Below are 14287 nucleotides of genomic sequence, written 5' to 3'. Positions count from 1 at the left end.
CGGCGCCAGGCGCTCGGCGCTGCCAGACTCCGCCGTCGCGGCCGAGCGCCGTCGCCCGTGAACGCCGTCGAGGCTGAGCGGAGCCACGGCTGAACGCTGTCGAGGCTGAGTTGTCGCCGCGACTGAGCGCCTTCGCGGCGGAGAGCCGTGGTGTCAGCGCCGGGTCTCGCACCCCGCGGGCAGCCGGACTCAGGCGACGCCGGGCGCCGGTGACCGACCGGCGAGGGCAGGGCTTGAGGGGATCGGCTGAGCGGCGTTGAGTTTCAGTCACCTCGTGGCGTTGAGCGGAGGTGTCAGGGGTGGGTGTTGTCGCCCGTGGAGAGTCTGGCTCGGGCGATGCCGGGTGCCGGTGACCGGCCGTTCACGCTTTCCACGTCCCCGCCGTCGTGGCCTTCCTGGCGAAGTCGCCGATGTTCCGTGGCGCCTGGCCCGGCCCGGCACCTCGCGGACGTCGTGCGTGGCCGGGGGTGAGGGGATCGGATGAGCGGTGTTGAGGTTCAGCGACCTCGGGGCGGAGAGTGGAGGTGGCGGTGGTGGGTGTTGTCGTCCGTGGTGAGTCGGGCTCGGGCAGCGGCCGATCATTCACGCCTTCCATGTCCCTGCCGCCGCGGCCTCCCGCGCGAAGTCGTCGAAGTCCCGTGGCTTCCGGCCCAGCACCTCGCGGACGTCGTCTGTGACATGGGCGTTGCGGCCGTCCATGAGGGCTTCGAAGACCTCCATCAGGAGGTCCACTTCCTCGGGCGGGACGCCGAAGCCGGTCAGGGCCTCGCCGTAGGCGCGTACCGGGACCGGCGTGTACGTGATCGTGGCGCCCGTCGCCTCGGAGATCTCCGCGACCGCCGCACGCCAGGACAGCAGCCGCGGCCCGGTCAGCTCCAGCGTCCGTCCCGCATACCGGTCCCCGGACGTCAGCACGGCCACCACGACGTCCGCGATGTCCCGCACGTCGACGAACGGCTCCTTGACCTCACCCGCCGGAAACACCAGCTCTCCGTGGATCATCCCCTCCACCAGGGGCCCCTCGCTGAAGTTCTGCGAGAACCACGTCGCCCGTACGATCGTCCAGTCCGCGCCGGACGACTTCAGCGCCTCCTCGGCCGGCAGCGCCTGGTCCTCGCCGCGGGCCGACAGCAGCACCAGCCGTCGTACGCCGAGCCCGACCGCCTTCCGGGCGAGCGCGCCGATGCCCTCGGCCGCTGCCGGGGAGCCGATGTCGGACGGGTACATCAGATACGCCGCGTCCGCGTCGCGCAGGAGCTCCGCCCACGTCGTCGGGTCCTCCCAGTCGAAGCCCTGCGCCCGGGACGCGGCCCGCACCGTGAGCCCCGCCCCGCGCGCCGCCTGCGCCACCCGGCTCCCCGTACGACCCGAGGCACCGGTCACCACTACCGTCATCCGCTGCGTGTTCGCCGTGTCGGCTGCGTTTTCCGTCATGCCTCCAGTCAACGGTCGCGCTCCCCAACAGCCCATCGCTGAACGGCTCATTCCCATGCGCGGACGTCTACGCTGACGGCATGGACGCCCTTGCAGGCCTGTTGGAGGGTCCACGCGCGCGTGGCGCCTTCATGATCCGCGCGTGCTTCGAGCCGCCCTGGTCCATCCGCATCGAGGACCGCGCCCCGCTCACCGTCATGGTCATGGTCCGCGGCGAAGCCTGGGTGATCCCGGACCAGGGCGAGCGAAGCGAGATGGGGGTCCCCCCGGCCGAAGGCTGGGGGAGGATCCGGCTGCGCCCCGGCGACCTCGCCATCGCCCGCGGCCCCGACCCCTACACCTGCGCCGACGACCCCGCCACCGCGCCCCAGGCCCTGATCCTCCCGGGCGCCGAGTGCCGCTACCCCGACGGCCGCTCCCTCAACGGCTCGATGGACCTGGGCGTACGCACCTGGGGAGACCGGCTCGACGGCTCGGCCGTGATGCTGATCGGCACGTATCTGTGGCAGGGCGAGATCAGCGGGCGGCTGCTGAACGCCTTGCCGCCGCTGCTGCTGCTCACGGCCGACGTGTGGAACTGCCCCCTCACGCCCTACCTCATGGAGGAGATCGTCCGCGACGAACCCGGCCAGGAGGTCGTCCTGGACCGCCTGCTCGACCTGCTGGTCATCGCCGCGCTCAGGGCCTGGTTCTCCCGCCCGGAGGCAGAGGCCCCGGCCTGGTACCGGGCACTGGCGGACCCGGTCGTCGGCCGTGTCCTGCGCCTGGTCCAGGACGACCCCGCGCACCCCTGGACGGTGGCCTCGCTGGCCGCCAAGGCGGGGGTGTCCCGGGCCGCGCTGGGCCGCCGCTTCACGGAACTGGTGGGGGAGCCGCCGATGACGTACCTCACGGGGTGGCGGCTCGCGCTGGCGGCGGATGCGCTGCGCGATACCGACGACACGTTGGATGCCATTGCGCGGCGGGTGGGTTACGGGAGCGCGTTTGCTCTGTCCAGTGCGTTCAAGCGGGTCTATGGAGTGAGCCCGCAGGAGCATCGGGCGCGGGTGGCTGTGGGGTAGGGCGGGAATCGCCGTTGGGGTGCAGCTTGTTGCCGGCTGCGGGACAGACACCCCGCCGGACCCCCGCCGGACGGCCTGTCGGGCGCCTAGTGGAAGGTCACCGGTCCCAGAGGCGTGTCCACCGTGAAGGACATCCCCACCGGTCCCGTCGTGAGGTCGAGGTCCGTGCCGAGTGCCGCCAGCAGGGGCCGGATCTCGTCCGGCTCGGGGGCGCTCGCGGACAGGGACAGCAGCGGGGTGGTGGGCAGGTCCGAGGCGGTGGGGTGGACCGTGGCGCTCCAGTCGATGAGGAAGGGGACCAGGCCGGAGGGGTGGGCGTCGTCGCCGTCGGTGAGCCGCCATTGCAGCAGGGTGCCGTCGGGTCTGCGGCGGCTCATCGCCTGCGCCGGGCCGGGGTCGTACCCCTGGGCCCGGGCGGCCGCGATGGCCGCGTCCAGGTCGGGCGGGCTGATCGCCCAGGTGACCGTGCGCGCGGTGGTGAGTCCGTCGACCTCGAAGGGGCGGGGCTGCCCGGGCGCCGACTGCTCGGGATCCGGGCCGATGATCTCCAGGTAGCTCGTACTGCCCAGGGACACCAGATAGTTGCGGGTGCCGAGCCCGATGTGCACGCCGCCCGGGGCCGGGGTGACGCCGGTGCGTCGGGCGAAGTCGGCGACCGTGGCGGCCAGGTCCGGGGTCGCGAGGACGAGATGGTCCAGGAGCGCGGGGATGGCGTTCATCGCAGCCGAGGCTACGCAGAGCAGCCTGCATTATGGAACACCTGTGCGCCAGGACGGACCGGCGGCCTCACTCGTCGAAGCGGCCTCACTCGTCGAAGACGACGGTGCCGTCCTCCAGCAGCGTCGGATGGATCTTCATCGGACCGTACTCGTCGACGTCCGACGGGCGCGGGGTCTCCGGACCGTCGGGACCCATGCGCAGCAGGCGCTCGGCACGGCAGACCCGGAACACACGGCCCGCCACACGGGCCTCGTCGGCGCGCTCCAGCGCCCGGAACTCCTCGGCCGCCTTCTCGTACACGGCCTTCTTCTCGTCGTCGAACTTGTAGAGCATGGGCCACATCTCGCCCATCGCGTCGTAGAGCACGCGCCGTGCGTCGTGCGGGGTGGACTGGAGGGCGAGGGCCGGCTCCCAGCCGGTCCGTTCGCGCTCGACCACGCCGAAACACGTGGGCAACAGCACGACCTGCGGGTGCGAACGCACCGCCCGCTCCGAGTCCCTGCGCAGGTCGAAGGGGAACCGCACGCCCCGGTACGCGAAGTCCCGCAGCGCCGCCAGCAGGGCGCCCGTCATCGGGCCGCCCTCCACACGTTCCGGGTCGAGGACGAAGTCCAGGTCGGGGGAGGGGGTGTGGTCGGCGCGCCGGTCCCAGGTCCGCTCCGCGGGCTCCGGGTCGGTGGGCCGAGGCGGCTCCAAACGGTTGTCGCCGTCGCACCGCGTGAACTCGTCTCCGCGCACGATCCGGTACCGCGCCCCGCACGCCTCGACCTCGTTCACCGGCTCCCGGTCCAACACGTCCACGGCGGCGAGCAGTTCACGCCGTACGGCCGGATCGTCGGTGTCGTCCTTCGCACGGAACCACAGATAGGTGTTCAGCGAGTCCCGGCACATCTGCGGCATCCCGTTCACGACCGGCTTCAGCACCCGCCACTCGGGCCCCACCGCCGGATCCTGTACGGCGACCCCGAACACCGGCCCACGCAGGGCGAACCCGGGATACAGCACGGAGGCATCCACCGCGTCGGCCTCCCGCACCCAGGCGGCGGGGTCGTCACGGCGGATCAACTCGTCGTGGAGGGCGTGGATCTGTTGCTGCCAGTCATGGGTCATGCACACATTGTTGCCGGGGTGGGAGTGTGTGTGGGCGTGAAGCGACCCAACAACCCGGGTTGTTGGAGTGTCCCGGTGATCCGAAATTTTCGGATCACCGGCAGCAGTGGGACCGAGCCCTCAGCTCGCCTAGGCTCGGCCGTATGGCCGCACGACTCCTCGTCCACACCCGCACCACCGCCTACCGGCACGACTCCATCCCGGCCGGCGTCGAAGCCGTCCGCACCATCGGCGACTTCGAGGTGGACCACACCGAGGATCTCGCGGCCTTCGAGAAAACCCTCGACGGTTACGCGGCCGTCGTGTTCCTCTCCACCAGCGGCGAGGTGCTCACTCCCGCCGGGCGCGAGCGGCTCGCCGCGTACGTCGAGTCGGGCGGCGGCTTCGTCGGCGTACACGCGGCGGCCTGCACCGAGTACGACTGGCCGTACTACGGCGAGCTGTTGGGCGCGCGGTTCGACCGGCACCCCGAATACCAGCCCGGCAAGGTGGTCGTGGAGGACGCCGACCATCCGGCCACCCGGCACCTGTCCGCCGTATGGGACTTCGTCGACGAGTGGTACGACTTCCGCACCAACCCCCGGGGCGCGGTACGGGTGTTGGCCTGCGCCGACGAGTCGTCGTACGACGGTGGCGGCATGGGTGAGGACCATCCGCTGGTGTGGTGCCGTGAGCAGGGGGCAGGGCGCGTCTTCTACACGGCGCTCGGACATGCCGCCGAGGCGTACGAGGATCCGGACTTCCGCGCCCACCTGCTCGGCGGGATCAACTGGGCGGCGAAACTGGCTTAGAAGCACGACGGAGGGCCACTCCTCGGAGTGGCCCTGACCCGCGTACTCGACCACTACGCGCACACGGCATACGCCGCCGACCGCCTCCTGCTGCCCCACCGCGACCCTCTCCCACCGGCCCCGGCGGCGGACGGTGCCCGACCCGAGGAACTCGCCACGCACGACGAGGCCATGGCGTGGTTCACCCGCGAGCACACCGCCCTGACGGCGGCCGTCGAGCACGCCGTACGCACCGGACACGACACCCAGGCTTGGCGGCTGGCCTGGGCTCTCACGACCTTCCTCGCCCGCCGGGGACGCTGGGCCGACGTCACCGCCGTGCACACCACCGCCCTCGCCGCCGCCGTCCGTCTCGGGGACCCGGCCGCCCGGGCCGAGTCCCATCGAGCCCTCGCCTGGGCGTGCACGGAGACCGCCCGCTTCGCCGAGGCCCACCACGAACTGGCCCACGCGCTCGCCCTGTCGGAGGCGAGCGGCGACCTCCGCTCGGCCGCCCACACCCACCTCGCCCTGGGCTGGCTGTACGAACGTCAGGACGACAGGCCCGCGGCGCTCCGGCACGACCGGCAAGCCGTCGGCCTGTTCACCTCGCTCGACCACCTCCCGGGACGGGCCCGCGCCCTGAACGCGGTGGCCTGGGATCATGCCCAGCTCGGCGACCACGCCGCAGCGGTACGCCACTGCCGGCAGGCCCTGGCCATCCAGCGCGAGCTGGGCGACGAACGAGGCCAGGCCGGCACGTGGGACACCCTCGGCTACGCCTACCACCAGCTCGGCGACCACCAGAACGCCGTCGACTGCTACGAACACAGCCTGGCCCTCAACCGCACCCTGGGCCACCGCTACAACGAGGCCGAGACCCTGGTCCACCTGAGCCAGCCCCACCGCGCGACAGGCGTCGTGGAACCGGCCCGGCAGGCCCTGCACGAGGCCCTCGGCATCTACCTCGACGCCAACGCGCCCGAAGCGGACGTGGCCCAGGTCCGCGCACTCCTGCGCGAACTCGACGATCTGACGGCGGGTTAGGGTCGAGGCAAGGTGTCGATCTTGGTCCAGGGCGGGGCTCCGCCGCGCAGCCGACAGAGAGGGGTCAGGGTGTCGATGACGAGCTTCGATACGAGTGAGCGGCTGATGTGGGCAGGCCGGGCGGCTGCCTATGCCGGAAGCTTTGCCAGGCTGTGCGGGCATCCCGTGCCGCGGTTGCTCGACGCCGCTGAGGTTCGGCCAGGCGTGCGGGTACTGGATGTGGGGACCGGGCCGGGGACAGTGGCCGCTGCCGCATGTGCCCGGGGTGCGAGGGTGACGGCCGTGGACGCAGAACCGACCATGGTTCAGCTCGCCCTGCGGGCCGCACCTGAGGCCGACGTACGCGTGGCTGCCCTTCCCGAGCTTCCCTTCGGCGACGGGCAGTTCGATGCCGTCGTGGCCAACTTCGTGCTGAACCATGTCGGCCGGCCCAAGCTCGCCCTCGCCGAGCTGCGCCGCGTCGTCCGGCCGAACGGCTGGATCGCGCTGACGATCTGGGCGGCGCCACCGGCCCCGGGCCAGGCTCTGCTCGGGCGCGCGATCCAAGCCGCGGGCGCGGTACGTCCCGCGCACCTGCCCGCAGGACTGGCCCCCGAGGACGACTTTCCCCGTGACGAGAGCGGCCTGACCGGCCTGATGCATGCGGCAGGGCTGCGCGAGGCGGTCTGCGAGACCTTGCGCTGGGACCACCGGGCCGACGCCGTGGAGTGGTGGAGCGGCCCTGCGGCCGGCGTGGCCTTCGGCGGTCAGATCGTGCAGAGCCAGACCCCGGGGATCCGGGCCGAGATCAAACGCCACTTCGATCTCTTCAGCGCGGAGTTCGCCGACGAAGCCGGTGTGCTGACGTTGCCGCATGCGGCGCTGCTCGCTCGAGCGCGCCACTGAGCTGCTTCTGCCGGGCCTCGACCTCGCCGACCGTACGGTCGAACCCCGGCACGGGTACGGCCGGCGCCGGGGTTCGGTTCGCGGTGCGGGGATGCAGGGGGGCTACGGAGCTACTGCTTCACGCGTCACGACGTGGCTTGCGAAGTGCGCGGAACTGGGGGCCGTAGGTGCCCGGGGCGTAGCGGAGCGGGGTCTCCATCAGTTCCACGGCGGGGCCCTCCATTGCGCGCATGGAGTGGATGGCCGCGCGCAGGGTGCGGTGGCCGCCGCCGGCCCAGGCCACGTCAAGAGTGTCGAGCACCGTGCTGTAGATGGCGTCGAAACGGAACAGGAGCCCTGCGACATGGCCCGTTGGGCGGGGCCAGCCGCCGACCGGGAGCCGGGCCATGGGGCGCACGTCGGGGAAGGGGACGGGTCCGCCCACGTACTTCCAGCCGTCGTCGGTCTCGCGCAGCTCCCGGCCGTGGTAGATCTCGCCGAAGGCGTAGTAGTGCGCCGGGTGGTCGTCCTCGAAGGAGTCGGACGGGGAACTGGCGGTGCCCTCGCCCTGCTCCCTGATGATCTCGATGGCGCGCTCGACGTGGTCGAGGTTCTCGACCGGATACAGGTCGTCGGAGAAGACGTACTGGGACAGCTGCCCCCGCACCGACAGTTCCGGCTGCACGACCCGGAACGCCTTCAGCACGTCGGCGTAGAACTCGCCGACGGTGGGCGAGGTCTGCGCGCTGCGGACGAGTGACTCCTCGGGGGCCTCGATCGCCATCATCACGTCGCGCACGAAGGGCTTGGTCAGGCCCGACAGGTACACGGTCACCCCGGCCCGCACACCGCCGGGCAGCGGACCGGGGTAGACGGGCGCGGCGGCCTTGATCTGCGGCCTCCCGCCCACGGCCACGAGCAGGTTGCAGACGATGCCCAGGTGGTACATCTCGTCGCCGACGATGCGCCGGATGAGCCGCGCGACCTCACTGCCGCGGTCCTTGACGGACCACAAGCCGCACAAGTACGGCGGGATGGTGGCGAGTTCGAGTGCTACGGCGACCTGAAGGGCCGACCTGAGCCAGCCGACCCCGCGGCCCTCCTCGGGAACGGTCAGCAGGCGCGCCACGGATCCGAGGCCGGGCGTGGCGAGCGGCGCGCCCTCCGGCAGCCCGGCAGCCTGCGCGGACCCGGCGACCGCGGCCGGCGCGCCTGCCGCCAGCGCAGCCGACGCCAGGAAGGTCCTGCGCCTGAACGGAGAAACTGCCAGCTCGTCCGGCTCTTCGCCCATATCCGTCACTCTCGCCTCGCCTCAGCTCATGGCCACGGTCCCGCTCTGCTCGACGCAATCGGGACCCCTCGACAGCTCGCGAAGCTAGCAGCCATCACCGCCGCGACCAGGGCAGACGAGCCGTGCGGCGCATCGACCACCCTGTCGGTCCAACGCGCGCGGCCCTGATGCGGACGCCCGCCGCAAGGGGGCGTTCGCCGCGTCGACAGTCCGTCGATTCCGCAGCGACCGGCAGGAGCCGTAGGTGAGGATTGCGGGCATGGGACTGTCGACGGCGTTCACGGAGCGGTTCGTTGTGGAGCATCCGATTGCCCTCGCCCCGATGGGCGGGTCGGCCGGTGGTGCCCTGACCGCGGCGGTCTCGCGCGGTGGCGGCCTCGGGCTGCTGGGCAGCGGGAACGGCGACGAGGACTGGCTGGCCCGCGAACTGCCGGTCCTGGCCGACGCATGCGCCGGGAAGCCCTGGGGCATCGGCTTTCAGACGTGGGCGATCGACGAGGGCGCGGTCGCGCGGTCGCTGGAGCACGGGCCGGCGGCGGTGATGCTGTCCTTCGGCGACCCCAGCCCGTTCGTGGAGCGCATCCGCGGCGCGGGTACGGCGCTGATCCTTCAGGTCACCGACCTGGAGGAGGCCCGTAGAGCGGTGGATCTGGGCGCCGACGTGATCGTGGCGCAGGGCACCGAAGGGGGCGGTCACGGAGCCCGGCACGGACGGTCCACCCTGCCGTTCGTACCCGTCGTGGTGGACCTGGCGGCGCCCATACCGGTGCTGGCGGCCGGCGGGATCGCCGACGGGCGCGGCGTGGCGGCGGTCCTGGCACTGGGGGCTGCCGGAGCCCTGCTCGGCACCCGCTTCCAGGCCACGACCGAGGCCCTGGTCGACCCCGCGACCGCCCGGGCGATCGTCGAGGGCAGCGGGGCGGACACCGAGCGGAGCAGGGTGCTGGACATTGCCCGCAGTTCGCGGTGGCCGGAGCGGTACACCGCACGCACCCTGGCCCACCCCTTCCTCGACGAGTGGCGGGGCCGCGAGGACGAACTCACGGCCGACCCGCGTGCCCGCCAGGAGCACCAGGAGGCCGTGGCGCGAGGCACGATCCCCGCACTGCCGCAGTGGGCCGGCGAGGGCATCGACCTCATCGATGACGTGCCGTCCGCAGCCGACCTGGTCGGCAGCCTGGCAGCCCAGGCCGAGAAGGCACTCAACCGGGCCGGCGGGCGCTGATCCCTGGCCGAACTCCCCGACTCAGCAAGGAGATCGGTCACGCGGCCCGGCCGTGCTCGACCGCTCCACCAACCGCGTCGACAACTCCGTGCGCGTACTCTCCGGCCGGTCCCCGTCCATCATCCGCACCAGCAGACGCAGCGCCGTCGCCGCCATTTCCGACAGCGGCTGGCGGACCGTGGTCAGGGCCGGGGCGATCCAGCGGGCCTCCGGCAGATCGTCGAAGCCTACGACGCTGACGTCGTCCGGCACCCTCAACCCCCGTTCCGCCAGCGCCTCGTAGACGCCGAGGGCCATCCGGTCCGAGCAGACGAAGACGGCCGTCGGCGGTTCGGGCAGGTCGAGGAGGTCCAGCATGCGGCGGCGGGCGACACCCTCGTCGAAACCGGCGTGCCGGACGTACTCGGGGCGGTGCCGCACCCCGGCCGAGGCGAGCGCGGAGCGGTAGCCGGCCACCCGGGCGGTGCTGCACATCTTGCGCTGGTGACCGGCGATGACGGCGATGCGTTCGTGGCCGAGCGCCAGGAGGTGCTCGGTCGCGATGACGCCGCCGTGCCAGTTCGCCGCGCCCACCGACGCCACGCCCGGCGGCGGCTCCAGCACCGGGTCGATCATCACGAACGGGATGCGGTGCTGCTCCAGCCACGCGTACTGCGACGCCGTCAGCTCGGCCAGGTTGAACAGCACTCCGGACGAGCCGCGCGCGATGAGCTTGTCCAGCCAGCCGCGCTCCGGGCGGCCGCCCCGCGTCCGGGTCAGCCCGGCCGAGACCACCACCTCCAGGCCCGCGTCGTGGGCCGCCGCCTCCACGCCGTGCAGCACCGCACCCGACCACGAGGTGTCCAAGGAGTGCACGACGAGGTCGACCAGGCCCGGCGTCTTCGCCGCGTCGAAGCGGGGTCTGCGGACATATCCGAGCCGGTCCAGGGCCTCGGTGACCCGGCGGCGGGTCTCGGGGGCCACGTCCTCCCGGCCGTTGACCACCTTGGACGCGGTTGGCACGGACACCCCGGCCTCGCGGGCCACGACGGCCAGGGTCGGCCCGGCCGCCACGCTCGCACTGCCCGTACGGACCATCGGGAACCACCTCTCCGGCCCGCCCGAGGGCCATGAAAAGTTTCGACCAGCCGCAAACAGTAAGCGCTTCCTACCCTAGGTTCGCCGCGAGGAGTCCGGAAGAGGACAGAGTTCGCAGGAATGCTCGGGTCACGACTTTCGAAACCTCGAACAGGCTCAAAGGGCCCGGGGCTACCAGCAGGTGAGACGGAATCCCGTGAAGTCGGCCGTGAAGGCCGAGTCGACCAGATCCACGGCATGGACGCCGGCCATCGACCCCGTGAAGCGCAACTTGGAGCCGTAGTCGTCGGAGAGCTTGGTGAAGTCCAGCGGCGGGCCGACCGGCGTGCGGACGCCCCCGCGGACGTACCAGAACCGTGCCCGGCCGTCGTCCACCGTCACGCCCAAGGTCAACGGTGCGCTCGCGTCCACCTCCACGACGGCCGCCTGCCGGGTGCCGAACTCCTCCCGCTCCACGAGGCTGAGCACCGTACGGCCCTCGCCCCGCCACTGCTGCCCGTGCTGCCCCTCGCCCTCGGGCTCCGCCCAGGTGAGGTCGAGGCTCAGATACGCCTCCGCGCCGTACCGCAGGACCAGCCCGGCGGCCTGCGTGAACGTGCGAGGCCGCGCGTCCACCGTGACCTCGGCCTCCGCGCGGTGCTCGGTGATCCGCTGCGCCAGCAGACTGTGCGCCCACCGTGACTCGGGACCGTGCCGGCCGCGCAGCCGGATCCAGCCGGGGCGGGTGGTGGTGTCGGCCCAGCTCGGGTCGGCGTAGCCGCGCAGGGTGCTCCAGGGCCAGCCCAACGGGTCGTCGGCGTCGGCGAGTCGGGGCTCCGGCTTGGCGGGCCGGGTAGGTACCTCGACCTCGACCGCCGGGTGCCAACCCCCGTGCCGCAGCCGGGGCCAGCCCGCCTTGTCCCAGGTCAGTGCCTGGATCGCCGTCTCCCGGCCGAGGGGGCAGCGCGCTCCGTACGGCGTCTGCAACGGCCGTGCCGTGAGGTGGCTCATCACCCACTCGCCGTCCGGTGTCTCGACCAGCTCCGCGTGCCCGGCCTTCTGCAACGGCACCGACGGATCGTCGCGCGTCGTCAACAGGGGCTGGCTGTCGAGCTCGTACGGACCGGTGATCGCACGACTGCGTGCCACCAGCACCCCGTGCTCGACCCCCGTGCCGCCCTCCGCGAGAACGAGATGGAACCAGCCGTCGCGGCGCAGCAACTTCGGCCCCTCGATGAGCCGTTCGTGCTGGAGCAGCAGGTGCGTGTCACCGACCGGGGCCAGGGTCTGGCGGTCCAGCTCGGTCAGGACGATCCCGGCGAAACGCTGCCCGCTCGGGCGGTGGTCGCTCTGCATGTTGAGCAGCCACAGCCGGCCCTCGTGGTGGAAGAGCGCGGGGTCGAAGCCGTGGCTCGCGATGCGCCGCGGGGCGCTCCACTTGCCGTCGACGTCCGTGGCCGTGCACACATACGTGTCCAGATCGAAGTACGGCGTCCCGACCGAGCGCACGACCGAGTACACCACCCAGAACCGCTCCCCGTCCCAGCTCAGCGACGGTGCCCAGATGCCGCCCGAGTCGGGGACACCGGCCAGTGAGTCGCCGGGGACCGCGCCCCGGACGTGGCCCGCGTACTCCCAGTGGGCCAGGTCCCGGGAGCGGTGGACCGGGATCGTCGGGAACCACTCGAAGGAGCTCGTGGCCACGTAGTACCAGTCGCCGACCCGGACCAGGGAGGGGTCGGGGGCGAAGCCACGGAGGACGGGGTTGTGCAGCACGGTCACGGGAGGACTCCAGGAGCGTCGGTCACCTGGGGGCCGCGGGGAGTCAGGGTCACCTGCGGCCCCCAGGGAGTCATGTGCGGATCCGGCGGGTGGCTCTCACTTGAGGGCCCCCAACGTCACGCCGGTCCGCCAGTAGCGCCGCATCGCGACCATCATGATCGCCATCGGGATGATGGACAGCAGCGCGCCGGTCAGGACGAGGCTGGTGACGTCGATGCCCGACTCCAGGCGCTTGCCGGACCAGTTGTACAGGCCCAGGTTGAGCGTCCAGTTCTCCTCGCCACGCAGCACGGTGAGGGGGAGGAAGAAGGCGTTCCAGGTGTTGACGAAGGCCAGCAGGAAGACCGTCGCGCCGCCCGTCGTCATCATCCGCAGCACGATGCTGAAGAAGATCCGCAGCTCACCGGCGCCGTCGAGACGAGCCGCCTCCAGCAGCTCGAACGGGATGGTGGCCTCGGTGTAGACCTTGGCCAGATACACGCTGAACGGGTTGATCAGGCAGGGGATCAGCATCGCCCAGGGGGTGTCGACCATGCCGATCGCCGAGAACAGCAGGTACAGCGGAAGCGTGAGCAGGGCGATCGGGATCAGGAAGGAGCCGACCACGCACGCGAACACCGCGCCCCGACCGGGGAAGTCGAAGCGGGCGAGGCCGTAGCCGGTGGCGAGGGCGATGAGTGTGCCGCCGAGGGAGCCGACACCGGCGTACAGGAACGAGTTGGCGGTCCAGCGCAGGAAGATGCCGTCCTCATAGGTGAAGACCTGCTGGAGGTTGTCCCACAGATGCCAGCCCGAGAACCACAGCCCGTTGCTCTGGTACAGCCCCACGCGGTCCTTCGTCGCGGCGATCATCAGCCAGTACACGGGGAACAGGCTGTATGCGCTGGCCAGGACCAGCCCGAGCAGCACGAAGCGCTGGCCGCCCTTGGAACGCGAGGCCGCATCCGGGCTGGTGAGTCGTCGCACGGTACGCCCGCGCGGGGGTACGGCGGCTGTTTCCGTGCCGTTTTCCTTGACGTTTTCCGTCAGCGCCATCAGTCCGCCTCCCTCGAGGTCAGCCGGTAGAAGAGGAAGGACGCCACACCGAGGATCAGGGCGAGCAGCACCGACAGGGCAGCGGCGTAGTGGTAGTTGGCGGCGTTGAACGCCTGGTTGTAGATGATCATGATCGGGGTGAAGCTGTCGCTGACCGTCTCCGGAGTCACGTTCCTGAACAGGGCGGGCTCGTTGAAGATCTGCAGCATCTGGATGATCGACAGCAGCGCGGTCAGCACCAGCGCCCCGCGCACGAACGGGATCTTGATGCTCAGTGCGATCCGCAGCTCCGAGGCGCCGTCCAGCCGCGCGGCCTCGAACAGCTCGCGGGGCACGCCCTGGAGGGCGGCGTAGATGATCACCATGTTGTAGCCGATGCCGTGCCAGGTCAGCAGATTGCCGATGGCCGGCCACACCATCGACGGCGCGAAGAAGTTCCAGTCGAACCCGAACAGCTCGCCGAGCGGGGTCAGCGGGCCCACCTCGGGGCTGTACAGGTTGACCCACACGATGGCCGCGACCACGCCGGGGATCATGTACGGCACCAGCAGCAGGATCCGGAACCGGCCGGCCGCCTTCGCCGTGACCGCGTCCAGGAAGAGCGCCAGCAGCAGGCTGATGAGCAGCATGAACGGGATCTGGACGCAGGCGAACAGCACCACCCGCAGGATGGAGGTCATGAACGCCGAGTCGGTCAGGCCCTTGCCGTAGTTGTCCAGGCCGACGAACTCCGTGGTCGCGCCGCCGAGCCCCAGCCCGGACGACTTCTCCAGGAACAGTGACTGGTAGACCGCGTAACCGATCGGAAGCAGATAGAGGAAGACGAAGCCGAGCTGGAAGGGCACCGTGAAGGCGGCACCCTTCCAGCGCTGGGAGCGAATCATCGAGTCTG

At 71.4% G+C, this 14287-nt stretch carries 13 protein-coding genes; 5 read left to right on the top strand and 8 right to left on the bottom strand.

Annotated elements, in window-relative coordinates:
• Window positions 1–582 precede the first annotated feature (582 nt).
• On the bottom strand, window positions 583–1434 hold the full coding sequence (locus ADL12_RS40765) for an NmrA family NAD(P)-binding protein (RefSeq protein ID WP_062712916.1): 852 nt from the start codon (window positions 1432–1434) through the stop codon (window positions 583–585).
• 80 nt (window positions 1435–1514) lie between these two features.
• Here ADL12_RS40765 and ADL12_RS40760 point away from each other — a divergent pair, with 80 nt between their 5' ends.
• Window positions 1515–2495 carry a helix-turn-helix transcriptional regulator gene (locus ADL12_RS40760; RefSeq protein WP_062712915.1) on the top strand — a complete coding sequence of 327 codons (981 nt, stop codon included), beginning with the start codon at window positions 1515–1517 and terminating at the stop codon, window positions 2493–2495.
• Window positions 2496–2581: 86 nt separating this feature from the next.
• On the opposite strand, the gene ADL12_RS40755 is transcribed toward ADL12_RS40760, so the two are convergent.
• Together ADL12_RS40755 and ADL12_RS40750 are read right to left on the bottom strand one after the other, a co-directional pair.
• Entirely contained in the window at window positions 2582–3214 is a 633-nt protein-coding gene (locus ADL12_RS40755) for a VOC family protein (RefSeq protein WP_062712913.1), read from the bottom strand.
• A gap of 85 nt (window positions 3215–3299) precedes the next feature.
• On the bottom strand, window positions 3300–4325 hold the full coding sequence (locus ADL12_RS40750; protein WP_062712910.1) for a DUF5954 family protein: 1026 nt from the start codon (window positions 4323–4325) through the stop codon (window positions 3300–3302).
• Between the two features lie 143 nt (window positions 4326–4468).
• Between ADL12_RS40750 and ADL12_RS40745 the strand changes: the two genes are divergently transcribed.
• The 3 genes from ADL12_RS40745 (at window position 4469) to ADL12_RS40735 (ending at window position 7027) form a co-directional block, all read left to right on the top strand.
• Entirely contained in the window at window positions 4469–5116 is a 648-nt protein-coding gene (locus tag ADL12_RS40745) for a ThuA domain-containing protein (protein ID WP_062712908.1), read from the top strand.
• 27 nt (window positions 5117–5143) lie between these two features.
• The gene (locus tag ADL12_RS40740) at window positions 5144–6142 is read left to right on the top strand and encodes a tetratricopeptide repeat protein (protein ID WP_062712906.1); all 999 of its coding nucleotides are present in this window, start codon (window positions 5144–5146) and stop codon (window positions 6140–6142) included.
• Between the two features lie 75 nt (window positions 6143–6217).
• Window positions 6218–7027: a class I SAM-dependent methyltransferase gene (locus ADL12_RS40735; RefSeq protein WP_062712904.1), complete on the top strand. Its 810-nt coding sequence runs from the start codon at window positions 6218–6220 to the stop codon at window positions 7025–7027.
• A gap of 118 nt (window positions 7028–7145) precedes the next feature.
• On the opposite strand, the gene ADL12_RS40730 is transcribed toward ADL12_RS40735, so the two are convergent.
• The gene (locus ADL12_RS40730; protein WP_062712902.1) at window positions 7146–8297 is read right to left on the bottom strand and encodes a ferritin-like domain-containing protein; all 1152 of its coding nucleotides are present in this window, start codon (window positions 8295–8297) and stop codon (window positions 7146–7148) included.
• Window positions 8298–8556: 259 nt separating this feature from the next.
• Here ADL12_RS40730 and ADL12_RS40725 point away from each other — a divergent pair, with 259 nt between their 5' ends.
• A complete protein-coding gene (locus tag ADL12_RS40725; protein ID WP_062712900.1) occupies window positions 8557–9522 on the top strand; it encodes an NAD(P)H-dependent flavin oxidoreductase in 966 nt (321 codons plus the stop codon).
• 21 nt (window positions 9523–9543) lie between these two features.
• Here the strand turns inward: ADL12_RS40725 and ADL12_RS40720 are convergent, their stop codons facing one another.
• The 4 genes from ADL12_RS40720 to ADL12_RS40705 form a co-directional block, all read right to left on the bottom strand.
• The gene (locus tag ADL12_RS40720; protein ID WP_062712898.1) at window positions 9544–10599 is read right to left on the bottom strand and encodes a LacI family DNA-binding transcriptional regulator; all 1056 of its coding nucleotides are present in this window, start codon (window positions 10597–10599) and stop codon (window positions 9544–9546) included.
• A 171-nt stretch (window positions 10600–10770) separates the two neighbouring features.
• Complete coding sequence (locus ADL12_RS40715; RefSeq protein WP_062712896.1) at window positions 10771–12360, bottom strand: glycoside hydrolase family 43 protein; 1590 nt, start codon at window positions 12358–12360, stop codon at window positions 10771–10773.
• A 96-nt stretch (window positions 12361–12456) separates the two neighbouring features.
• On the bottom strand, window positions 12457–13395 hold the full coding sequence (locus ADL12_RS40710; protein WP_244188240.1) for a carbohydrate ABC transporter permease: 939 nt from the start codon (window positions 13393–13395) through the stop codon (window positions 12457–12459).
• Window positions 13395–14279 (bottom strand): carbohydrate ABC transporter permease, encoded by an 885-nt coding sequence (locus tag ADL12_RS40705; RefSeq protein WP_062712894.1) that lies wholly within the window; start codon window positions 14277–14279, stop codon window positions 13395–13397. Before ADL12_RS40705 ends, ADL12_RS40710 begins: the two co-directional genes overlap by 1 nt.
• Between the last annotated feature and the right edge of the window lie 8 nt (window positions 14280–14287).

The organism is Streptomyces regalis (assembly GCF_001509475.1).
Taxonomy (GTDB): domain Bacteria; phylum Actinomycetota; class Actinomycetes; order Streptomycetales; family Streptomycetaceae; genus Streptomyces; species Streptomyces regalis.
This window is presented reverse-complemented; position numbering and strand designations above follow the sequence as displayed.

What these genes read in the sequence shown, in the direction of transcription:
- ADL12_RS40765 (WP_062712916.1), bottom strand. Translation starts at nt 1,434, where the DNA reads ATGACGGAAAACGCAGCCGACACGGCGAACACGCAGCGGATGACGGTA.
- ADL12_RS40760 (WP_062712915.1), top strand. Translation starts at nt 1,515, where the DNA reads ATGGACGCCCTTGCAGGCCTGTTGGAGGGTCCACGCGCGCGTGGCGCC.
- ADL12_RS40755 (WP_062712913.1), bottom strand. Translation starts at nt 3,214, where the DNA reads ATGAACGCCATCCCCGCGCTCCTGGACCATCTCGTCCTCGCGACCCCG.
- ADL12_RS40750 (WP_062712910.1), bottom strand. Translation starts at nt 4,325, where the DNA reads ATGACCCATGACTGGCAGCAACAGATCCACGCCCTCCACGACGAGTTG.
- ADL12_RS40745 (WP_062712908.1), top strand. Translation starts at nt 4,469, where the DNA reads ATGGCCGCACGACTCCTCGTCCACACCCGCACCACCGCCTACCGGCAC.
- ADL12_RS40735 (WP_062712904.1), top strand. Translation starts at nt 6,218, where the DNA reads ATGACGAGCTTCGATACGAGTGAGCGGCTGATGTGGGCAGGCCGGGCG.
- ADL12_RS40730 (WP_062712902.1), bottom strand. Translation starts at nt 8,297, where the DNA reads ATGGGCGAAGAGCCGGACGAGCTGGCAGTTTCTCCGTTCAGGCGCAGG.
- ADL12_RS40725 (WP_062712900.1), top strand. Translation starts at nt 8,557, where the DNA reads ATGGGACTGTCGACGGCGTTCACGGAGCGGTTCGTTGTGGAGCATCCG.
- ADL12_RS40720 (WP_062712898.1), bottom strand. Translation starts at nt 10,599, where the DNA reads ATGGTCCGTACGGGCAGTGCGAGCGTGGCGGCCGGGCCGACCCTGGCC.
- ADL12_RS40710 (WP_244188240.1), bottom strand. Translation starts at nt 13,395, where the DNA reads ATGGCGCTGACGGAAAACGTCAAGGAAAACGGCACGGAAACAGCCGCC.
- ADL12_RS40705 (WP_062712894.1), bottom strand. Translation starts at nt 14,279, where the DNA reads ATGATTCGCTCCCAGCGCTGGAAGGGTGCCGCCTTCACGGTGCCCTTC.